The organism is Brevundimonas bullata, from assembly GCF_014207965.1.
Lineage (GTDB): Bacteria > Pseudomonadota > Alphaproteobacteria > Caulobacterales > Caulobacteraceae > Brevundimonas > Brevundimonas bullata_A.
Genome location: NZ_JACHLM010000002.1, coordinates 518,004 through 537,408 on the forward strand (window position 1 = coordinate 518,004; position 19,405 = coordinate 537,408).

Genomic DNA, 19,405 nt, shown 5'->3' on the forward strand with positions numbered 1-19,405 from the left:
GGAACGGAGCAAGATCGCAGGGCAGAGGTTCGCCGGGGAGGGGGTGATGCGGCCCGCTCTAGGTTTCGACGGCTTCCAACTGACGATCCTCCTCACGCGTGCGGATGACCGGCAGTCCAGCGCCTTGAAGACGGATGGCGCGCGCCTCGACCTGTTCGAGAATGGACCGGAGATCCTTGTCGGTGAGGCGCTCTAGGCCGATGAATCGTTCGTCAGCCGTCTCGACCGCGTGGATCAGTTCATCGAGCTTCGCGTGAATGGCCGCGCCATCGCGATTCTGGGTGTTCTGGATCAGAAACACCATCAAGAATGTGATGATTGTCGTCCCAGTGTTGATGACGAGTTGCCATGTCTCGCTGAAATCAAACAACGGACCGGAAACCGCCCAGATCAAAACAAGTCCGAGACAGACGATGAAGGTCCAAGGACGCCCTGCGAGGCTGGCGGCGGCGTTTGAAAATTTGACAAATACATGTTCCATTTGAGGCGGCGCCTTGATGAATAGCAGAGGGTGCAGCGTGTCGAGTTTGTAGCCCCAGGAGCCATGCGAGGTGTTCTCCGACCTTGGTCGCGTGTCTCTGACCTGGGTCCATCGGCCGGAACATCGGAGCCGCAGAGGACGAAGCGTCTCCTCCCGGGGCATGGTGGCAGGTCAAGTGCCAACGCCACCCTTGAACGCCGCGAGCGACCCACGCAGCCGTCATTCCCCGCAAACGCCCCTCGCCGGATGGGGGGCGAGGGACGCCTGCTGTGGATCAGCGGTGGAGCGCATCCTGCTCCCTCTCTTCAATGAGCCATGCACGCGAGGGTTCCAACAGGGCGCGGTATGAGCGCTTCCTCACCAAGCTTGGAACGCAGCGGCCGATCTCGATCGGCGCAGCCCTAGGTTTCCGATTTCTACTTCGACCAGTTTGCAGGGCGAAGATTGTCTGCCGTCGACGCAGTCTGCGCCTGGCTTGGCCAGAGCGGCTGTCAGGGCAAGTTGCTCATCGGACGGGAAGGAGTTGATCTTCGTCGGGGTAGCTACGGGGGGCGTCGTTATCGGGGCCTGACGGCCGAAGCTTGCCGAATAATCGATACGCCGCCGCTCCGGACACCGAGCGTCGCCAGGAGAGAGCATCCGGCCAAGATTGGAATCCATCTTGGCCGCGCGGATTGTCCGGGCGAACCGTAGGGCGGGCTACAGCTAAGACAGAAGCCTACAAGGATAGGATTTCGAGCCAGCGTCGCCTTCGCGACAGAGGAACGGGCCATGCGGCCGGGACATTAGGTCGGCATACCAGCGCTTCTCATGACGGTCGCGCGCCTTCCAAGGATGCCCCAATGCCTGATCGCATCTCAATGCAGGATCCGCGCAACCAGTATCCCCGACCGCCCTTTCCACGTCAGCCCCAGGCTGAACCCGGCCTGGCGGGCCGGATGATCCCGCGGCCCGACCATGGCGAGGACAGCTATGTCGGACATGGTCGTCTGAAAGGACGCCGGGCGCTGATCACGGGCGGGGATTCCGGCATCGGTCGGGCGACCGCCATCGCCTTTGCGCGCGAGGGCGCAGATGTCGCCATCGGCTATCTGCCGTCCGAGGAGGCGGACGCCGCAGAAGTGGTCGCCCTGATCGAGAAGGCCGGGGTGAGGGCCCTGGCCTTGCCAGGCGACGTTAGTGACGAAGCGTGGAATGCGGCCATGGTCGCGCGGGTGGTGGAGGTTTTCGGCAGCCTGGACATCCTGGTCGTCAACGCCGGCCACCAGCAGTACCGGGAGGCGGTGTCGGAGGTCTCTACCGAGGATTTCGATGCGACGCTGAAGACCAACCTCTACGCGCTTCACTGGCTCTGCAAGGCCGCCGAACCCCATCTGCCGCCAGGCGCATCCATCATCACCACCGCCTCGATCCAGGCCTATGAGCCCTCGGACATCCTTCTGGACTACGCCACGACCAAGGCGGGGATCGTCGCCTACACCAAGGCCCTGGCCAAACAGATGATCGAGAAGGGCGTGCGTGTGAACGCCGTCGCGCCGGGGCCCTTCTGGACCGTGCTTCAACCCAGCGGCGGTCAGCCCCAGCAGAAGGTCGAGCAGTTCGGGGCCCACAGCGCCTTCGGCCGGCCGGGGCAGCCGGTGGAGATCGCTCCGGTCTATGTCCTGCTGGCCTCCCAGGAAGCCAGCTTCGTCACCGGCGAGGTCTGGGGCGTGACTGGCGGGGCCGGGATCGGCTGAGCGCGCGGGGCGGCTAGGAGAACCGAAGGCGGCAGGCCGTAAATCGAGGGGGCCGGGAGCGGTGATGCGGCCGGGAACCTTCGGGCCTCGCCCGGCGCTGGTTTGTCATGCAGATGCTCTTCGCCTTCCTTCTGGTCATTCTCGTCGCCGTTCCTGTCTCCATGGGACTATTCCTGATCAGCCGGGCGTTCAGGCGTCTTGGACGGGGCTGGATACCGGGGGAGCAGTCATGAACTTCCTGCTATTCGCTCTCGGTGTGGTCTTCGCACTCGTCGCCGCCGCGGCGATCCGATGGAGCCGTCGTCATCCGGACGGCCCACGGAAGGAGGCCGATGAATCGCGGCCGGATGCCTGACCGCAGAAGCGCGTTCGACCGGAGACAAGACGGCTTTCAGGCCTTTGACACCGGCTGAGGTGCAGTCGGATACGATCAGGCGTTTTCCTGGCTGAGGAGGTCTCAATGACCGGAACCGGACACAACCGCTTTTTCGTCTATGCCGAAGGCGCAGGCAGGGCTCATGGCCACGTGATCGAGGCCTCCAGTTTCGAGGCGGCGGCTGTCGGGTACGCCGAGCTGTATTTTCCTCCCGTGGACGCCGGTAACGACGTGCGCCTCTTTGTGGCGGATATGGAGGGCGGTCGGGAGCACTGCTTCGTTATCGACCTGGAAGACGGGCAGGCCGAAACCTGCGGCTGAACGGCCGCCTCTGAATGGGCGCTGGGGCGGGAGCGAAAACCGCCTCCTGGTGTTGATTCGGTGCGGCGGGCGCGGCGCCCGTCCCGGAGGCTCGAAATGGCGTATCGCCCCACCTGGCAGGGACATCTGCGTCTGTCCCTCGTGACCTGCCCCGTCGCCCTTTACACTGCGACCAGTTCGGGGGGCGAGGTTCACTTCAATCTCATCAATCCCGAGACCAACAACCGTATCCGGATGATCACCACCGACCCGGACACGGGCCCGGTCGAGAGGTCGTCCCTGGTCAAAGGCTATGCCGTCGCCAAGGACGAATACATCCTCCTGACCGACGAGGAGATAAAATCCGTCAAGCTGGAGAGTACGAAAACGATCGATATCGAGCGCTTCGTGCCAGAGGAGGAGATCGACCGCCTCTACTGGGATAATCCCTACTACCTCGCGCCGGCCGGGGCGCTGGCGGAGGAAGCCTTCGGCGTTATCCGTGAGGCCATGCGTTCCGAGGGCAAGATCGCCCTGGGGCGCGTGGTCCTGTCGACACGAGAACGCCTGCTGGCGCTGGAGCCGCGGGACCAGGGAATTCTCGCCTATTCTCTCCGTACGCGAGGGGAGGTCCGCGCGATGCGCGACGTGTTCGGACCCATATCGGACAAGGCGCCCGATCCGGCCATGGTCGATATTGCGCGGCGGATCATCGAGCAGAAGGCTGGGCCGTTCGACCCCGATCAGTTTGTCGATCGGTACGAGGAGGCGCTCAAGGCTCTGATCGCCTCGAAACAGAAGGGTCACAAGCCTGTCCGCGCCGCCGAGCCGGAGGACACCAATGTCGTGGATCTGATGGCCGCGCTTCGCGCCAGCCTGAAAGGTTCGGGCGCCGAACCTCGCAGGGGCGCGCGGACGGTCAAGCGGCCTGCAGCTTCGGAAAAGGGGAAGAGGGCTACACCCCGGAGGCGGGCGGGCTGAGATTCGCCGGGACCCTATGATGCTCGGCGCTCTCGATTGACCGAAAGGCGACAGTCGCAACAATCCTCGGCCTCGCTCTTTCCGTTTTGTCGAAAAGGGAGCTCGACATGAAGACCTACATCAAGATCGCGGCGGGCCTGGCTGTCCTTGGTCTGCTGGCCGCCGCCTGCAGCAGGGACGCCGACCGGCGGGCGCGAGAAGCGTCCGGGGCGGAAGGGGAGCCTGTGGGGGAGGCGGGGACCTTGACTGATGTTCCCACTGGACCGACCGCGTCGTCATACAGCGAAACGGTTAATGGCGCGGTTGCGACCGAGGCGCCGGGCTCTCCTGCGCTTCAAGGATCGGGGACAACTACGCCGTCCCGAAGCACGACCAATCCGAGTCCGCCCGCTGCGACCAGTTCACCTCCGTCCGCTCCGGATTAAGTGAAACTGCGTCAGCCTGGATCGTTTTCACCGACGGGGCCTTTGTGGGGCCTTGCTGGAGCGTTCCGGGCAAGCGACGGCAATGCTACTATGCTTGTTCGTGGCGAATTCGTGCTTGAAACAGCCTGAAACGCCGTTTTGAGCGAGGTTTTCGGTGCCCCCCTAGCGCCCCCCTAACGAGGTCAGGCCTCAGACATCCAAGGGTAAGGGCCGGTCGATGGGCTCTATCTTGTTGTAAGGTAAGGGGAAAAATGGTGGACGCGACAGGGATTGAACCTGTGACCCCCTCGGTGTGAACGAGGTGCTCTCCCGCTGAGCTACGCGTCCAGCGCAGTAACGACCAAATCAGAAAGGCTTGGGCCGTCGGGAGGCGCGATGTAGCCCGCGATTCCGACGACGGCAAGCCTCATTCGATCAAATACCTGCGGCACGCACGCCTTCCGGCGTTTCCACCTCGGGATCTCCGGGCAGCCAGGCGACGTGACCGTTGTAGATGTCCTCGTTCAGGATGCCTTCTTCCTTGGCCACCAGGACCGGGACCAGCATCTGGCCGGTGACGTTGGTGGCCGTGCGCATCATGTCGATGATCCGGTCGATGGCGACGATATAGCCGATGCCTTCCAGCGGCAGGCCCGCCGTCGACAGGGTCAGGGTCAGCATGACGATGCTGGTGCCGGGCACGCCCGCCGTGCCCAGCGACCCCAGCACCGCCGTCAGGCCGATCAGCACGTATTGGGTCAGGCTCAGGTCGATGCTGAAATACTGGGCGATGAAAATCGAGGCGATGGCCGGATAGATGGCGCCGCAGCCGTCCATCTTCACATTGGCCCCCAGAGGCACGGCGAAGGCGGCATAGGCCTGCGGCACGCCCAGACGCTCGACCGTCTGACGCAGGGTGATCGGCAGGGTGCCCAGCGAGGATGATGTGGCGAAGGCCGTCTGCTGGGCCGCAAACGCCCCGCGGAAGAAGCTGCTGATCTTCAGGCCGTGCAGCTTCAGCAGGCCCGAATAGACAATCAGGATGTGGAACAGGCAGGCCGCATAGATGGCGAAGATGAACTTGCCCAGCGGCAGCAGGGCCTCCCAGCCATAGCCGCCGACGACCGAGCCGATCAGGCCGAACACCCCGAACGGCGTCAGCTGGATCACCCAGCGGGTGATGCGGAAGACCAGCGCCGCGCCTTCGTCCACCAGCCGCCGCGCCGTCTGCGCCCGGTCGCCCAACGCCACCAGCGCCGCGCCAACCAGCGCCGAGAAGAAGATGATCTGCAGCACCTTGCCTTCGCTCAGCGCGGCAAAGGGATTGGTCGGCACAATGCCCAGCAGCACGTCCAGCGGCGTCGGGATCACCCGTTCCTTCACCTCGCCCAGCGGCAGGTTGGACAGGCCGACGCCCGGATTGATCAGATGCCCGAACGCAAACCCGACCAGCACCGCCAACAGGGAGGTGATGGCGAACCACATCAGCGTCCGCACCCCCAGCCGCACCGCGCCGACCCCTTCGCCCAGCTTGGCGATGGAACTGGCGATGGTGAACAGCACCAGAGGCGCCACCACCATGCGGATCAGGTTCAGATAGACATCGCCTATCGGCTGCAACCAGACCACGGCCTGCTCGCGCAGGATTAGGCCAGCGATAATGCCCAGGGCGAAACCGGCGGCGGTGCGCTGCCAGAGGGGAATGGCGAAGAAGCGACGAAACATGACGACCTTTGGGGAGGAGCGGTCGGTCTATGTGTTTGCATGCGCGCGTGACGGCAACCGCGATGGGCGCAGATGGCGCGTAGAAGTTCTGTCGGGTTGTTTAGGTTTTCTGGCAACACCCAACCCGCTCATCCCGGCGAAGGCCGGGATCCAGATTGTAAGGCGCGACGCCAGAGCCCGCTGGCGCAATCCCGCCCTGGGCTGCGACCCACGGCGTTCGGCATCTGGATCCCGGCCTTCGCCGGGATGAACGAAAGAGGGCGAGCGGGGGAGGGCTTAAGGCATCACCTCGGCCAGCGCGGCCTCGAACCCGTCGTAGTGGTCGATCACGACATCCCCGCCCAGCTCGCTGCGCGGCACGTCGTTGTAGCCAAAGCCGACGACGATGCAGGGCACGCCGGCGTCCTTGGCCGCCTTGGTGTCCGTCGTGCTGTCGCCGACCATGACGCAGCGCGCCGGATCGCCGCCCGCCTTCTGCACCGCCTCATGGATATGCGTCCCGCTGGGCTTGCGGGCCGAGACCGCGTCCGGTCCGGCGATGAAGGCGAAGTGCTTCGTCAGGTCCAGCGCCTCGATCAAGGCCACCGACAGGTCGGTGCGCTTGTTGGTGGCGACGCACAGGATGGCGCCGCGCGCGGCCAGCCGCTCCAGCGCCGGGACCACGCCGTCAAACACGGTGCTCTCGTCGGCGATGTGGGCCAGATAGTCTTCGATGAAGCGCTCGAACAGGCCGGGCGCATGGGCTTCGTCCCAGGCCGCGCCCGCCTCCATGAAGCCGTGACGCAACAGGGCCATGGCCCCGTGCCCGACCAGATGCCGGGCCGAGGACATGGGCACGGGCGGCAACTCATATTGCGCCAGCATCCGGTTCAGCGTGCCGATCAGATCGGGCGCCGAGTCCACCAGTGTCCCGTCCAGGTCGAAGGCGATGGTCCAGCCTTCCAGATCGCGTTCGATGCTCATGTCGTCTCCCGGCTCGCGCAGGCCCCGGCAATGGGCTAGATCGCGCTAGACGACAAGCCGCCGGATCGATTCATGACCGCACACCATCCCCACAGTCATCCCAGGGCCGCCATCATCCTTGCCGCAGGCCAAGGCACGCGGATGAAGTCGCCGCTCCCCAAGGTGCTGCACCCGGTCGGCCAGCGCGCCATGCTGGATCACGCCATCGACGCCGCCGAGGCCCTGGGCTGCGAGCGCATCGTGGTGGTGGTCGGGAGCCATTCGCCCGAAGTCCGCGACCACGTCGTGCGCCGTCTGGGCGAGGACGCCATCGCCGTTCAGGACCCGCCGCTCGGCACCGGCCACGCCGTGCGCGCCGCCGAGGCCGTGCTGGGCGACTTCATCGGCCATGTGGTCGTGACCTATGGCGACGTGCCCTTGCTGAAGGCCGCCGACATCGAGCCGGTCTTCGCTGATGGCCATGAAGGCGTCACCGTCATCGGCTTCGAGGCGCGCGACCCCGGCGCCTACGGCCGTCTGATCCTCGACGGCGACGACCTTCTGGCCATCACCGAGGCCAAGGAGGCGTCCGAGGATGTTCTGGCGATCACCGCCTGCAACTCCGGCGTCATGGCCGCCCCGGTCGGCCTGCTGTTCGACCTGCTGGCCGAGGTGAAGAACGACAACGCCAAGGGCGAATACTACCTGACCGACGTGGTCGAGCTGGCCCGCAAGCGCGGCGCCCCGACCCGCGCCGTCTTCGCCGCCGAGGACTCGGTCATGGGCGTCAACGCGCAAGGCGAACTGGCTCAGGCCGAGGCCCTGTTCCAGTCGACCCAGCGCGAGCATTTCCTCGCGGCGGGCGTGACCATGTCGGCCCCAGAAACCGTCCACTTCGCCTGGGACACGGCTATCGGCGCCGGCACGACCATCGAGCCCTTCGTCGTCTTCGGTCCCGGCGCGGTGGTGGCCGAGGGCGCGCGCATCCGCAGCTTCAGCCACATCGAGGGCGCCAAGGTCGCGACCAAGGCCGAGGTCGGCCCCTACGCCCGTCTGCGCCCCGGCGCGGATCTGGGCGAGGGCGTCAAGGTCGGCAACTTCGTCGAGGTCAAGAACGTCCGCATGGACGCGGGCGCCAAGGCCAACCACCTGGCCTATCTCGGCGACGGTCATGTCGGGGCGAAAGCCAACATCGGCGCCGGGACCATCTTCTGTAATTACGACGGCTTCTTCAAACACCGGACCACGGTGGGCGAGGGGGCCTTCGTCGGCTCCAACTCGTCGCTGGTCGCGCCTGTGACCATCGGCGCGGGCGCCATGGTCGGCTCCGGCTCGGTGGTGACGAAGGACGTGGCGCCGGGCGATCTGGCCCTGGCGCGCGGTCAGCAGACGACGAAGGCGGGCTGGGCCGCCCGCTTCATGGCCACGATGCGCGCAAAGAAGGCAGCGAAATGAGCGACCTGCAGAAGAAGAACGCCGGCGAAGCCGCCGCCGCCTATGTCGAGGCCGGCATGGTGGTCGGTCTGGGCACCGGTTCCACCGCCGCCTGGTTCGTGAAGGCCCTGGCGGCGCGCAACCTGCCGGACCTGCGCTGCGTCCCGACATCGGAGCGCACCGCCGATCTGGCGCGCGAGCTGGGTCTGACCCTGTCGACGCTGGAAGACACCCCCCGCATCGACCTGACCGTCGACGGCGCTGACGAGATCGGCCCGGGCCTCGCCCTCATCAAGGGCGGCGGCGCGGCCCTGTTGCGCGAGAAGCTGGTGTGGGAGGCGTCGGAACGCTGCATCTGCATCGCCGACGCGGCCAAGGTGGTCCCGGCGCTGGGGACCTTCCCCCTGCCGATCGAGGTTGTCGCCTTCGGTCACAAGACGACCGCCAACCGCATCGCCGACGTCCTCGCCGACCACGACATCCCCATGCCCGCCCGCGTCCGCCAGGCCGACCGCGGCCTGATCCGCACCGACGGCGGCAACCTGATCTATGACGCCGCCTGCAAGGTCATCGCTGACCCGGCCCGCCTCGCCGCCGACCTCAAGAGCCTGACCGGCGTGGTCGAGCATGGCCTCTTCCTCGACCTCACCGACCTGGCCATCATCGGCACGGACGACGGGTTCGAGATGATTAATCCCTAGGCGCGTCTTCAGGGGCGGCTTCTTGTTCCGCGCGGTCAACCAGTCGCGTATGGGCTCGTTGAATGGAGGCGGCGATTTCTGTCTTACCCGAACGCATGTTCTTCTGTGATCGCTCAGCGTTATACAATCCGCTCAGATAAGCCTTGTCCCATTCGGTCAGGCCGAGCGAAATTGACGCATCATCGAAGACGTTCAGGATCGAGGCGTAGGCGCTAGTGTCAGCCTCGGGGTCGATCTGCGCCAGTGAGACCATGGCGATATAATCCGCCAGTTGGGTAATGCTGACTTGGCTGATGTCATCGACGTCCAGAATGACGATGGTGCGGAAGATGTTGTCGACGATCTGCGTTCTCAGTCTTGAAGCTGAGAACGTGCTGATTGCCGGCGCGTAATCCACTGGACTGGTGCATGGGGCCTGACACTCGCCCGGCAAACTGATTGCCCGTTGGCCGGTTTCAGAGTTGATGGGCATGCTGACTTGCCACCATCGGACCGGCCGGTCTGTTTCCTGGAAACGACGCAGGGCGGCGCCGCCCCGATCCATTCCGGTTCCCCCCATACGAAGGGCGCGCTTATGGCTATCAACCATATGAGCGGCCAGTGTACCGCCGTCGTCCGTAGCGATGATCATAAGATTCGGGCTGCACCCAGGGGTTCCCGGCGTCAGTCCGACATCTTCAGCGACAGTGGAAACACGATCAACGATATAACGTGCCGCATCGCCGCGAAGGTTAGCTACTCCGACACAGATGCTCCCGTCCCAGCGCGCTATCCCACGGCCTGCATTGGGAGCGGCGACTTCATCAACAAATGACCGGATCAGCGAATCCATTCGCCTGCCTGTCACCTCGAGATCATCCAGTTGAACGGCCCGTTCACTTTCCGGAGTTGAAATCTGCGGTTGCGATGAGGCTTGGCTTTCGGACAGTGCTCCAGTGGCGAACAATGCGGCTAGCACTTGAGCAATCATGACCGTCTTCTCCAAGAGTGGGGCGTTTGAGCCTATCTGTTTAGCCCAAACCAAACAGATTTCATATCTCGGAGTTTTTTGAAACGGATCGTGTGGTCAATCGCGATCAAGCTTTGATGCTCGCGCGACCATGCCTCGAGCTGATGATTGCCCCGGAGCGCTGCGACACCTAAATCGGACGTGCGCTACGGCTCAGCCGTGCGGCTTTCAGACCATTCAGACCATTCAGACCCGCTTTTTCGTCCGATCCCGGAGCCCCGATGACCACGATCTACGACTACGACCTCTTTGTCATCGGCGCCGGTTCGGGCGGGGTGCGGGCGGCGCGCCTGACCGCTCTGGGCGGCAAGAAGGTGGCCGTGGCCGAGGAGTATCGGGTCGGCGGCACCTGCGTCATCCGCGGCTGCGTGCCCAAGAAGTTCATGGTCATGGCCTCCGAGGTCAGCCACGCCCTGGAGATCGCCGAGGGCTATGGCTGGTCCTTCGATAACGCCAAGTTCGACTGGCCGACCTTCCTGCAGGCCAAGGACGTCGAGATCGCCCGCCTGTCGGGCATCTACGCCGCCAACCTGGGCAAGGCGGGCGTTGATCTGGTCCACGGTCGCGCCGTGATGAAGGACGCCCACACGGTCGAGATTGTCGGCAAGAATCAGACCTTCACCGCCGAGAAGATCCTGATCGCCACCGGCGGCCGTCCGTGGAAGCCCGAGGATCTGCCGGGCGTGGAACACGCCATCACCTCCGAAGAAGCCTTCCACCTGCCGGAACTGCCGAAACGCATCCTGATCGCGGGCGGCGGTTATATCGCGGTCGAGTTCGCGGGCATCTTCGCCGGTCTGGGCGTCGAGACGACCCTGATCTATCGCGGCCCCAACATCCTGCGCGGCTTCGACGACGACGTGCGCGCCCATCTGGCGGGCGAGATCGAGAAGCGCGGCGTCAAGGTCATCCTGGGCTGCCAGCACGCCTCGATCGAGAAGACCGAAAGCGGCCTGGTCAACCATCTGGAAAACGGCATGACGCTGGAAACCGACGTGGTCATGTTCGCCACGGGTCGCGTTCCCCATGTCAAGGATCTGGGCTTGGAGAACGCGGGCGTCGAGCTGAACGACCAGGGCGCGATCAAGGTCGACGACTATTCGAAGACCTCGGCCGACAACATCTGGGCCATCGGCGACGTGACCGACCGCATGAACCTGACCCCCGTCGCCATCCGCGAGGCCGTCGCCTTCCACGAGACGGTCTATAAGAACAACCCTCAGCACTTCGACTACGAAGCCATCGCCACCGCCGTCTTCAGCCAGCCGCCGGTCGGCGTCGTCGGCCTGACTGAGCATGAGGCGCGCCGCGCCTGCTCGGCGGGCGTCGATGTCTATGTGACCCGCTTCCGTCCGATGAAGTACGCCTTCACCGGCTCGGACGAGCGGGTGCTGATGAAGCTGGTGGTCGACGCCGACAGCCAGCGTGTCGTCGGCGTCCACATCGTCGGCCCGGAAAGCCCGGAGATGATCCAGCTGGCCGCCATCGCCGTGAAGGCCGGCCTGACCAAGGCCCAGTGGGACGCCACCTGCGCCGTCCACCCGACCATGGCCGAGGAACTAGTGACGCTTAAGGAGAAGCAGTCGCCCACGTCGATGGCGGGCTGATCGGACTGTCCGGGATGGCTTGTCAGCCGTCCCGGACACGCGCCTTATGCGGCCCAGCTTTCCCGGAGGTCGCCCCATGAAGTCCCGCCTGCTCGCCGCTACTCTTTCGGCCCTGCTGGTCGCCGCCGCTCCGCCGGTTCTGGCCCAGAACGCCGCGCCCGCCGCCTATCAGAGCGCCGTTGCTGACCCCCTGCGCCCCGCCGACGAGGTCGCCCGCGATCCGCTGCGTCATCCCGCCGAGATGCTGGCCTTCGCCCAGGTGAAGCCGGGCCAGAAGATCGCCGACATCCGCCCCGGCGCCGGCTATTTCACCCGCCTGTTCGCGCGCGTGGTGGGCGAGGGCGGTCACGTCTACGCTTTCGTGCCCAACCGCACCGCCGAGCGCGAGAACCCGCGCGCCGACGCCCTGGTCGCCGCCTATCCCAACGTCAGCCGTGTCAACGGCGACCTGGACGCCATGGCCTTCGATCAGCCCCTGGACGTGGTCTTCATGAGTCAGGAATACCACGACTTCCACATCCCCCGTTTCGGCGTGGACGTGGCCAAGATGAACGCCGACATCTTCAAGGCGCTGAAGCCCGGCGGCCTGTTCGTGGTCATCGACCATCAGGCCGCGCCCGGCGCCGCCAACACCGCCGTCGAGACCCTGCACCGCATCGAGGGCGCGCAACTGCGCAAGGAAGTCGAGGCCGCCGGCTTCGTCTTCGACGGCGAGACCATGGCTGTTGCGAACCCGGCGGACGACCACACGTTGAACGTCTTTGACGAAGCCATTCGCGGCAAGACCGACCAGTTCGTCTATCGGTTCCGCAAGCCGGGCTGAACCGGCTGAAATCACAGGAGGATCAGCCATGCGTCCCTTCCTTGCTTTCATTGTCGCCGCCTCATTGGCGGCGACATCGTCCATGATCTTCGCTTCGGGGGCCGTCGCCCAGACCGCGTCGCAGGCCTACGAAGACGCCCTGGCCAGCCCGATCCGCACCGCGGCCGATGTGGACCGCGACGCGGCCCGCCACGCCGCCCAAACCCTGGCCTTCGCCCGGGTCGAGCCGGGTCAGAAGATCGGCGACATGATCATGGGCGGCGGCTACTTCACCCGCCTGTTCTCGGCGGCCGTCGGGCCAGAGGGGCAGGTCGTCGCCTGGCAACCGGCCGAGTTCATCGGCTTCCAGGCCAGCTACGCCGAGGCTCTGGCCGCCGCCGCCGCCCTGGAGAACGTCAAGGCGCTCAGCGGATCGATCGGCGATCCGGCCTGGCCGCGCGGTCTGGACCTGATCTTCACCGCCCAGAACTATCACGACCTCCATCTGGCGGCCTTCCCCGAGGACACGGCAGACAAGGTCAACGCCGCGGCCTATCGGGCGCTGAAGCCGGGCGGCCTTTACGTCATCATCGACCATGCCGCCGCGACAGGGGCCGGACCCTACGCGCCCGACACCCTGCACCGTATCGACGTGGATCAGGTTCGGCGCGAGGTCGAGGCGGCGGGCTTCGTGCTGGATGGGTCCAGCGATCTGCTGGTCCGCACCGACGACCCGCTGACCGCCAATGTCTTCGATCCATCCATTCGCGGCCACACCAGCCAGTTCATGCTGCGCTTCAGAAAGCCAGGCTGAACCGTCTCGATTTGGTGACTGGCGAAGCGGAGCGGGGGGCGCTAACCCTGCCGCAAAATCCATAAGGGAAACGCCTCAGATGACTCGCATCGCCTTCATCGGTCTCGGCAACATGGGCGGCGGCATGGCCGCCAATCAGGCCAAGGCCGGGCATGACGTCGCCGCCTTCGACCTGTCGCCCGCCGCGCTGGAACGCGCTGCCGAGGCCGGGTGCCGCACGGTCAGCTCGGTCGCCGAGGCGGTCAAGGACGCCGAGATCGTCATCACCATGCTGCCCGCCGGGCCGCACGTGCTGAGCGTCTATTCCGAGCAGATCATCGGCGCGGCGCCGTCCGCCGCCCTGCTGCTGGACTGCTCGACCATCGACGTGGAGACGGCGCGCAAGGTCGCCGGTCTGGCCAAGGAGGCGGGCTACGCCTTCGCCGACGCCCCCGTCTCGGGCGGCACCGCCGCCGCCGACGCGGGCACCCTGGCCTTCATGGTCGGCTGCGACGAGGCCGACTTCGCCCGCGTCGAACCGGCGCTGGACCCGATGAGCCGCATCACCATCCGCGCGGGCGACCACGGCGCCGGGCAAGCCGCCAAGATCTGCAACAACATGCTGCTGGGCATTTCGATGGTTGGCACCTGCGAGGCCATCGCCTTGGCCGAGAAGCTGGGTCTGGAGCCGGAACGCTTCTTCGAGATCGCCTCCAAGTCCTCGGGCCAGTGCTGGAGCGTCAGCAACTATTACCCCTGGGCCGGCCCGGTCCCGACCGCCCCGTCGAACCGCGACTATGAAGGCGGTTTCGCCACCGCCATGATGCTGAAGGACCTGAAGCTGGCTCAGGACGCCGCCGCCAAGGCCGGCGCCACCACCCCGCTCGGCGCCCAGGCCGAGGCCCTCTACGCCCTGTTCAACGGCCTCGGCTACGGCGGCAAGGACTTCTCCGCCATGGTGCAGATGCTGCGCGGGCGCCTGGATACGCTGGCTCAGTAGGGTCTTCTTTCCTCCCCATTTCATGGGGAGGGGGACCGCGTAGCGGTGGAGGGGGCGGCGCAGACGTCAGCCGTCGAGTCGCCCCCTCCGTCACGTGCGCTTCGCGCCCGCGCCACCTCCCCATCGCTGCGCGACAGGGAGGAAAGGACTGCAACAGCCCGCGTCGGGTCGGGAGGTCCCGCAGGGCCGACGACCGCGGGCCACAACATGAGAACCGTTATCAATTAAGGGGTTGGGACGTTTTGTCCGGCTCTGAACATGGACAACGCTGAGCGGCGAGCGCAATTAGGCGCGGAAAGCTGTATAAGCGAAAGAACTAGCGCCTTGTTCGACTATAAGTCCGCCTTTCAAAGCTCTGTCGAGCAGGTTCGCAGCGAAGGCCGCTATCGCGTCTTCGCCGATCTGAAGCGCGTGCGCGGCCAGTTCCCGCAAGCGGTGCGCCGCCGCGACGACGGTTCCGAACAGGACGTCGTGGTCTGGTGCTCCAACGACTATCTGGGCATGGGCCAGCATCCGGTGGTTCTGGACGCCATGAAGGCCGAGATCGACGCCGTGGGCGCCGGCGCCGGCGGCACCCGCAACATTTCCGGCACCACCCGTTCGGCGGTCGATCTGGAAGCCGAGCTGGCCAGCTGGCACCAGAAGGAAGCGGCCCTGCTGTTCACCTCGGGCTATGTGGCCAATGAGGCGACGCTGTCGACCTTGCAGAAGATTCTGCCGGGCCTGATCATCTTTTCGGACGCGCTGAACCACGCCTCGATGATCGAGGGCATCCGTCACGGCGGCGGTCCGCGCCACATCTTCCGCCACAACGACCTGGAACACCTCGAAGAACTGCTGGCCGCCGCGCCGCTGGCTGCGCCCAAGCTGGTCGCCTTCGAGAGCGTCTATTCGATGGATGGCGACATCGCCGACATCGCCGGCACCATCGCCCTGGCCAAGAAATACGGCGCCATGACCTATCTGGACGAAGTCCACGCGGTCGGCCTGTACGGCGCGACCGGGGCTGGCGTGGCCGAGCGCGACGGCCTGCTGGACGGCATCGACATCGTCGAATGCACCCTGGGCAAGGCCATCGGCGTCATGGGCGGCTATATCGCCGCCGACGCGGTGATCGTGGACGCGGTGCGCAGCTGGGCCTCGGGTTTCATCTTCACCACCAGCCTGCCGCCCGCCCTGACCGCCGGGGCCTTGGCCTCGGTGCGCCACCTGAAGGCCCACTCCGAACTGCGCGACGCCCATCAGGAACGCGCCGAGACCCTGAAACGCCGCCTGACCCAGGCCGGCATCCCGGTCCTCCCCAGCGTCAGCCACATCGTGCCGGTGCATGTCGGCAACCCGGTCCACTGCAAGCTGATCTCGGACATGCTGCTGGAAGATTTCGGCATCTACGTCCAGCCGATCAACTATCCGACCGTGCCCAAGGGCACCGAGCGCCTGCGCTTCACCCCGTCGCCGAACCATGACGACGGCATGATCGACCAGCTGGTCGACGCGATGGACAAGCTCTGGTCGCACTGCAACGTGGCCCGGCAGCCGGTCGCCGCCTGATGCAGAACGCAGAACTGGGCGAAGTCATCGTCGAGTTCGTCCGCAACGGCACCTATGTGAAGTGCAACGCCGTCCACACAGCTACGGGCGTCGAGGTCTCCGCCATGGGTCCGGCGCTGGAGCCGCGCGCGGTCGAGCGGGTCGCCATCGCCAAGCTGAAACGCGCCCTGGCGACCCGCCGCTGACCTTTGCTGTCAGACCGCCCGACGGCGGCGGTGCAGACTCAGGGCCGCCCCGCCGGCCAGCAAGACGCTCAGCAGGATCATCGCCCATTCCGACATGGTCGGCACCGCAACCGGCGAGGGCGGAGGGGTCAGCGACAGGGTGACGCCTGTGGCCGATGCGCTCGAGGCGCCCTGACTGTCGGTGTCGTAGGCCATCATGCAGCCCGCGCCCCCGGTGTTGCCGTTGACGTTGTCGCCGCGAAGCTGACATGTGCTATTGCTCGCAGCGACCACCATGCCGGGCGCTGGCGCGCTGCTGATCCAGATATAGGATACCTTGGCCTTCGGATCGGCGTAGGAAAGCTCGCCATAGGGCTGTCCGTTGGTCTTATCGAATTTGAACTCGAACGCCGTCAGGTTCCCGGCGCTGTCCGTCGAAACCCTCGCGGATTGCGCAAACACGTCCACAAAGAACTGAGCATCGGTATAGGTGTTCTGCCCGTCGCTGATCGAGAAGCTGTCGATCCGCACATCAACGTCTTCATCGGCCAGATTCGGTTCGAAGGGCGCGACGAAGGTAATCGAACCCGAAACGCGGTGCGATGTCGTGTAGGTCGCCGTGCAGCCCCCGAGAGGGCAGGCTGTGAAGTTACTGACGGACTCATACGGTTCGCTCTGGATGTAATAGGTGACCGGGGCCGCAGCCGCCTGGGTCGCCAGAAGGCAAAGGGCCGCAACGGCGTACCCGATCAACTGTTTCATCGTGCTTCATTCCCCACCAGTTGCCAGAATGATAGCGGTTCGCAACGCGTCGCGCACGCACTTTCGAACGGTGTTTTCCCATTGGGCTGATCGGTCGCAGCGACCACTAGATGTTGTGGCTTCTGGCGGCGCGGCCTAGAAGGGAGCGCCGTTTCCGCCCTCAGCCTTCGGGATGCCCGCCAGTGACCGCCTTCACCCATGACTCCTACTTCTCCAAGAGCCTCGCCGACGCCGATCCGGCGATCTTCAAGGGCATCCAGGGCGAACTGGGCCGCCAGAAGGAGCAGATCGAGCTGATCGCTTCTGAAAACATCGTCTCGCGGGCGGTGCTGGACGCGCAAGGCTCGGTCCTGACCAACAAATACGCCGAGGGCTACCCGGGCCGTCGCTACTATGGCGGCTGCGAGTTCGTGGACGTCACCGAGGATCTGGCTCGCGAGCGCGCCAAGGAGCTGTTCGGCGCCGCCTTCGCCAACGTCCAGCCTCACTCGGGCGCTCAGGCCAACCAGGCCGTCTTCTTCACCCTGCTGCAGCCCGGCGACACCTTCCTGGGCATGGATCTGGCCTGCGGCGGGCACCTGACCCACGGCTCGCCCGCCAACCAGTCGGGCAAGTGGTTCCGTCCCGTGACCTACAAGGTGTCGGAAGACACCCACCTGATCGACTATGACCACGTCGCCGAAATGGCCCAGAAGGAGAAGCCCAAGCTGATCCTGGCCGGCGCCTCGGCCTATTCGCGGCACATCGACTTCAAGCGTTTCCGCGAGATCGCTGACAGCGTCGGCGCCTATCTGATGGTGGACATGGCCCACTACGCCGGCCTGATCGCCGGCGGCGCCTATCCCGACCCGGTGCCGCACGCCCACGTCGTCACCACCACGACGCACAAGACCCTGCGCGGTCCCCGCGGCGGCATGATCCTGACCAACGACGGCGACATCGCCAAGAAGATCAACTCGGCCGTCTTCCCCGGCCTGCAGGGCGGCCCGCTGGAGCACGTCATCGCCGCCAAGGCCGTGGCCTTCGGCGAGGCGCTGAAGCCCGAGTTCAAGGGCTACGCCCAGCAGGTCGTGAAGAACGCCCAGGCCCTGTCCGGCGTCCTCATCGAGCGCGGCCTGGCCATCGTCTCGGGCGGCACCGACAGCCACCTGATGCTGGTCGACCTGCGTCCCATGGGCGTGACCGGCAAGGCCACCGAGCATGAACTCGAGAAGGCGCTGATGACCTGCAACAAGAACGGCGTGCCGTTCGACACCGCGCCCTTCACCGTCACCTCGGGCGTCCGTCTGGGCACCCCGGCCGGCACCACGCGCGGCTTCGGCGAGGCCGAGTTCAAGCAGATCGGCCACTGGATCGCCGACGTCGTCTCGTCGATGAACGGCGGCGATGAAGCCGATCCGGCCGTCGTCGGGGGCGTCGCCGCCCAGGTGCGCGAGCTGACCGCACGCTTCCCGATCTATCGCTAAGGGACCGACTGGATGAAGTGCCCCTTCTGCGGAAACGCCGACACCCAGGTCAAGGACAGCCGCCCGTCTGACGACGGCGCGGCCATCCGCCGCCGTCGGTCCTGTCCGCAATGCAACGGGCGCTTCACCACCTTCGAGCGGGTGCAGCTGCGCGAACTGGTCATCCTGAAACGGAACGGCCGCCGCACCCCCTTCGACCGCGACAAGCTGGAACGCTCGCTGGGCATCGCCCTGCGCAAGCGCCCGGTGCAGCCCGATCAGGTCGAGCTGCTGGTCAGCCGCATCGTGCGCCAGCTGGAAAGCCTGGGCGAGACCGAGATCCCGTCCAGCATCGTCGGCGACTTCATCATGAAGGCGCTGAAGTCGGTCGATGAGGTCGCCTACGTCCGCTACGCCTCGGTCTACAAGGACTTCCGCCACACCGGCGACTTCGCCAAATTCCTCGGCGACGAGGGTTTCGACGGGAGCTCCGACGACACCGGCAAGGCCTGATGCGTCCGCGCGTCACCCTGAAGCTGGCGACGTCGCTCGACGCGCGCATCGCCACGGCCTCCGGCGAAAGCCAGTGGATCACCGGGCCTGAAGCTCGCCAACAGGGACACCGCCTGCGCGCGACCCATGACGCCATCATGGTCGGCGTCGAGACGGTGCTGGCCGACGATCCCAAACTGACGGTGCGCCTGCCTGACCATGCCGGGCCGCATCCGCTTCGCGTCGTCCTCGACAGTCGCCTGCGCACCCCCTCGACGGCCAAGGTCGCGACCGGAAACAGCCTGATCCTGACGACCGCCGCGCCCCACGCCGTCGGCCAGGCCGAGGTTGTTGTCGTCGCATCCGATGACGGCCGTCCCGCCGTCGCCGCCGTTCTGGACGCGCTGACCGCGCGCGGCGTCACGTCGCTGCTGATCGAGGGCGGCGGTCGCGTCGCCGCCTCCTTCATCCAGGCCGGCGTGGTGGACGCTATCGAGTGGTTTCGCGCCCCGATCCTGCTGGGCGGGGAGGGCAGGCCCTGCGTCGCCTCCCTGGCGCTTGCAAAGCTGGCCGACGCCCCCAAGTTCCGTCGTCTGGGCGTCGAGCCTGTCGGAGACGATCTGTGGGAACGCTACGCGCGCTTCGGCAGCTGATTTCAGACGAATTAGACTAATTAGACTCTGTTTTTTGGGTCCGAAGG

The 19,405-nt window shown here is 65.7% G+C and carries 20 protein-coding genes and 1 tRNA gene; 15 read left to right on the plus strand and 6 right to left on the minus strand.

All coding sequences use genetic code 11. The features are described 5' to 3' along the window. Window positions 1-58: 58 nt before the first annotated feature. Window positions 59-481 carry a low affinity iron permease family protein gene (locus HNP51_RS07150; protein ID WP_184268528.1) on the minus strand — a complete coding sequence of 141 codons (423 nt, stop codon included), beginning with the start codon at window positions 479-481 and terminating at the stop codon, window positions 59-61. Window positions 482-1,323: 842 nt separating this feature from the next. Between HNP51_RS07150 and HNP51_RS07155 the strand changes: the two genes are divergently transcribed. The 4 genes from HNP51_RS07155 to HNP51_RS07165 all read left to right on the plus strand — a co-directional run bounded on the left by HNP51_RS07155 (window position 1,324) and on the right by HNP51_RS07165 (window position 3,874). Beyond that, the gene (locus HNP51_RS07155) at window positions 1,324-2,217 is read left to right on the plus strand and encodes an SDR family oxidoreductase (protein WP_184268530.1); all 894 of its coding nucleotides are present in this window, start codon (window positions 1,324-1,326) and stop codon (window positions 2,215-2,217) included. A 229-nt stretch (window positions 2,218-2,446) separates the two neighbouring features. Beyond that, window positions 2,447-2,572 carry a hypothetical protein gene (locus HNP51_RS18540; RefSeq protein ID WP_260398373.1) on the plus strand — a complete coding sequence of 42 codons (126 nt, stop codon included), beginning with the start codon at window positions 2,447-2,449 and terminating at the stop codon, window positions 2,570-2,572. Window positions 2,573-2,677: 105 nt separating this feature from the next. Further along, a complete protein-coding gene (locus HNP51_RS07160) occupies window positions 2,678-2,914 on the plus strand; it encodes a DUF5961 family protein (RefSeq protein ID WP_184268532.1) in 237 nt (78 codons plus the stop codon). 96 nt (window positions 2,915-3,010) lie between these two features. Then, complete coding sequence (locus HNP51_RS07165; RefSeq protein ID WP_184268534.1) at window positions 3,011-3,874, plus strand: Ku protein; 864 nt, start codon at window positions 3,011-3,013, stop codon at window positions 3,872-3,874. Window positions 3,875-4,551: 677 nt separating this feature from the next. Here HNP51_RS07165 and HNP51_RS07170 read toward each other — a convergent pair. From HNP51_RS07170 to HNP51_RS07180, 3 genes are all read right to left on the minus strand, one after another. Next, a tRNA-Val gene (locus tag HNP51_RS07170) sits at window positions 4,552-4,626 on the minus strand. An 87-nt stretch (window positions 4,627-4,713) separates the two neighbouring features. After that, window positions 4,714-6,003: a dicarboxylate/amino acid:cation symporter gene (locus HNP51_RS07175; protein ID WP_184268536.1), complete on the minus strand. Its 1,290-nt coding sequence runs from the start codon at window positions 6,001-6,003 to the stop codon at window positions 4,714-4,716. Between the two features lie 276 nt (window positions 6,004-6,279). Further along, window positions 6,280-6,966 carry an HAD-IA family hydrolase gene (locus tag HNP51_RS07180; RefSeq protein WP_184268538.1) on the minus strand — a complete coding sequence of 229 codons (687 nt, stop codon included), beginning with the start codon at window positions 6,964-6,966 and terminating at the stop codon, window positions 6,280-6,282. Between the two features lie 72 nt (window positions 6,967-7,038). Between HNP51_RS07180 and glmU the strand changes: the two genes are divergently transcribed. Further along, window positions 7,039-8,400, plus strand: a complete 1,362-nt coding sequence (gene glmU / locus HNP51_RS07185; protein ID WP_184268540.1) for a bifunctional UDP-N-acetylglucosamine diphosphorylase/glucosamine-1-phosphate N-acetyltransferase GlmU — start codon at window positions 7,039-7,041, stop codon at window positions 8,398-8,400. After that, window positions 8,397-9,080, plus strand: coding sequence for a ribose-5-phosphate isomerase RpiA (rpiA, locus tag HNP51_RS07190; RefSeq protein WP_184268542.1), 684 nt, complete (start codon window positions 8,397-8,399; stop codon window positions 9,078-9,080). The genes glmU and rpiA overlap by 4 nt, the downstream gene beginning before the upstream one ends. Here rpiA and HNP51_RS07195 read toward each other — a convergent pair. Then, a complete protein-coding gene (locus HNP51_RS07195) occupies window positions 9,070-10,050 on the minus strand; it encodes a hypothetical protein (RefSeq protein WP_184268544.1) in 981 nt (326 codons plus the stop codon). The genes rpiA and HNP51_RS07195 overlap by 11 nt on opposite strands. Before the next feature lie 260 nt (window positions 10,051-10,310). On the opposite strand from HNP51_RS07195, the gene gor reads away from it, so the two are divergent. The 6 genes from gor (at window position 10,311) to HNP51_RS07225 (ending at window position 16,027) form a co-directional block, all read left to right on the plus strand. After that, the gene (gene gor / locus HNP51_RS07200; RefSeq protein WP_184268546.1) at window positions 10,311-11,696 is read left to right on the plus strand and encodes a glutathione-disulfide reductase; all 1,386 of its coding nucleotides are present in this window, start codon (window positions 10,311-10,313) and stop codon (window positions 11,694-11,696) included. A 76-nt stretch (window positions 11,697-11,772) separates the two neighbouring features. Further along, window positions 11,773-12,519, plus strand: a complete 747-nt coding sequence (locus HNP51_RS07205) for a class I SAM-dependent methyltransferase (protein ID WP_260398374.1) — start codon at window positions 11,773-11,775, stop codon at window positions 12,517-12,519. 28 nt (window positions 12,520-12,547) lie between these two features. Beyond that, complete coding sequence (locus HNP51_RS07210; RefSeq protein ID WP_184268551.1) at window positions 12,548-13,312, plus strand: class I SAM-dependent methyltransferase; 765 nt, start codon at window positions 12,548-12,550, stop codon at window positions 13,310-13,312. 79 nt (window positions 13,313-13,391) lie between these two features. Continuing rightward, entirely contained in the window at window positions 13,392-14,291 is a 900-nt protein-coding gene (mmsB, locus tag HNP51_RS07215) for a 3-hydroxyisobutyrate dehydrogenase (protein WP_184268553.1), read from the plus strand. A gap of 324 nt (window positions 14,292-14,615) precedes the next feature. Continuing rightward, a complete protein-coding gene (gene hemA / locus HNP51_RS07220; protein ID WP_260398375.1) occupies window positions 14,616-15,842 on the plus strand; it encodes a 5-aminolevulinate synthase in 1,227 nt (408 codons plus the stop codon). Then, complete coding sequence (locus HNP51_RS07225; RefSeq protein WP_184268557.1) at window positions 15,842-16,027, plus strand: DUF6898 family protein; 186 nt, start codon at window positions 15,842-15,844, stop codon at window positions 16,025-16,027. The genes hemA and HNP51_RS07225 overlap by 1 nt, the downstream gene beginning before the upstream one ends. A 9-nt stretch (window positions 16,028-16,036) precedes the next feature. Here HNP51_RS07225 and HNP51_RS07230 read toward each other — a convergent pair whose 3' ends face one another. After that, window positions 16,037-16,768 carry an IPTL-CTERM sorting domain-containing protein gene (locus HNP51_RS07230; RefSeq protein ID WP_184268559.1) on the minus strand — a complete coding sequence of 244 codons (732 nt, stop codon included), beginning with the start codon at window positions 16,766-16,768 and terminating at the stop codon, window positions 16,037-16,039. A gap of 182 nt (window positions 16,769-16,950) precedes the next feature. On the opposite strand from HNP51_RS07230, the gene glyA reads away from it, so the two are divergent. From glyA to HNP51_RS07245, 3 genes are read left to right on the plus strand one after another with little or no spacing between them, the layout of a single operon-like run. Next, on the plus strand, window positions 16,951-18,234 hold the full coding sequence (gene glyA, locus HNP51_RS07235; protein WP_184268561.1) for a serine hydroxymethyltransferase: 1,284 nt from the start codon (window positions 16,951-16,953) through the stop codon (window positions 18,232-18,234). Between the two features lie 12 nt (window positions 18,235-18,246). Beyond that, window positions 18,247-18,726: a transcriptional regulator NrdR gene (gene nrdR / locus HNP51_RS07240; protein ID WP_184268563.1), complete on the plus strand. Its 480-nt coding sequence runs from the start codon at window positions 18,247-18,249 to the stop codon at window positions 18,724-18,726. After that, window positions 18,726-19,358 (plus strand): RibD family protein, encoded by a 633-nt coding sequence (locus HNP51_RS07245; protein ID WP_184268565.1) that lies wholly within the window; start codon window positions 18,726-18,728, stop codon window positions 19,356-19,358. Before nrdR ends, HNP51_RS07245 begins: the two co-directional genes overlap by 1 nt. The last annotated feature ends 47 nt before the right edge of the window (window positions 19,359-19,405 follow it).

Excerpts from the sequence above, each read along its gene's own strand:
- HNP51_RS07175 (WP_184268536.1), bottom strand. The coding sequence starts at position 6,003 with ATGTTTCGTCGCTTCTTCGCCATTCCCCTCTGGCAGCGCACCGCCGCC.
- HNP51_RS07155 (WP_184268530.1), top strand. The coding sequence starts at position 1,324 with ATGCCTGATCGCATCTCAATGCAGGATCCGCGCAACCAGTATCCCCGA.
- HNP51_RS07225 (WP_184268557.1), top strand. The coding sequence starts at position 15,842 with ATGCAGAACGCAGAACTGGGCGAAGTCATCGTCGAGTTCGTCCGCAAC.
- HNP51_RS07230 (WP_184268559.1), bottom strand. The coding sequence starts at position 16,768 with ATGAAACAGTTGATCGGGTACGCCGTTGCGGCCCTTTGCCTTCTGGCG.
- glmU (WP_184268540.1), top strand. The coding sequence starts at position 7,039 with ATGACCGCACACCATCCCCACAGTCATCCCAGGGCCGCCATCATCCTT.
- HNP51_RS07210 (WP_184268551.1), top strand. The coding sequence starts at position 12,548 with ATGCGTCCCTTCCTTGCTTTCATTGTCGCCGCCTCATTGGCGGCGACA.
- mmsB (WP_184268553.1), top strand. The coding sequence starts at position 13,392 with ATGACTCGCATCGCCTTCATCGGTCTCGGCAACATGGGCGGCGGCATG.
- rpiA (WP_184268542.1), top strand. The coding sequence starts at position 8,397 with ATGAGCGACCTGCAGAAGAAGAACGCCGGCGAAGCCGCCGCCGCCTAT.
- HNP51_RS07195 (WP_184268544.1), bottom strand. The coding sequence starts at position 10,050 with ATGATTGCTCAAGTGCTAGCCGCATTGTTCGCCACTGGAGCACTGTCC.
- HNP51_RS07160 (WP_184268532.1), top strand. The coding sequence starts at position 2,678 with ATGACCGGAACCGGACACAACCGCTTTTTCGTCTATGCCGAAGGCGCA.
- nrdR (WP_184268563.1), top strand. The coding sequence starts at position 18,247 with ATGAAGTGCCCCTTCTGCGGAAACGCCGACACCCAGGTCAAGGACAGC.
- gor (WP_184268546.1), top strand. The coding sequence starts at position 10,311 with ATGACCACGATCTACGACTACGACCTCTTTGTCATCGGCGCCGGTTCG.
- HNP51_RS07180 (WP_184268538.1), bottom strand. The coding sequence starts at position 6,966 with ATGAGCATCGAACGCGATCTGGAAGGCTGGACCATCGCCTTCGACCTG.
- HNP51_RS18540 (WP_260398373.1), top strand. The coding sequence starts at position 2,447 with ATGAACTTCCTGCTATTCGCTCTCGGTGTGGTCTTCGCACTCGTCGCC.
- HNP51_RS07245 (WP_184268565.1), top strand. The coding sequence starts at position 18,726 with ATGCGTCCGCGCGTCACCCTGAAGCTGGCGACGTCGCTCGACGCGCGC.
- HNP51_RS07205 (WP_260398374.1), top strand. The coding sequence starts at position 11,773 with ATGAAGTCCCGCCTGCTCGCCGCTACTCTTTCGGCCCTGCTGGTCGCC.
- HNP51_RS07150 (WP_184268528.1), bottom strand. The coding sequence starts at position 481 with ATGGAACATGTATTTGTCAAATTTTCAAACGCCGCCGCCAGCCTCGCA.
- HNP51_RS07165 (WP_184268534.1), top strand. The coding sequence starts at position 3,011 with ATGGCGTATCGCCCCACCTGGCAGGGACATCTGCGTCTGTCCCTCGTG.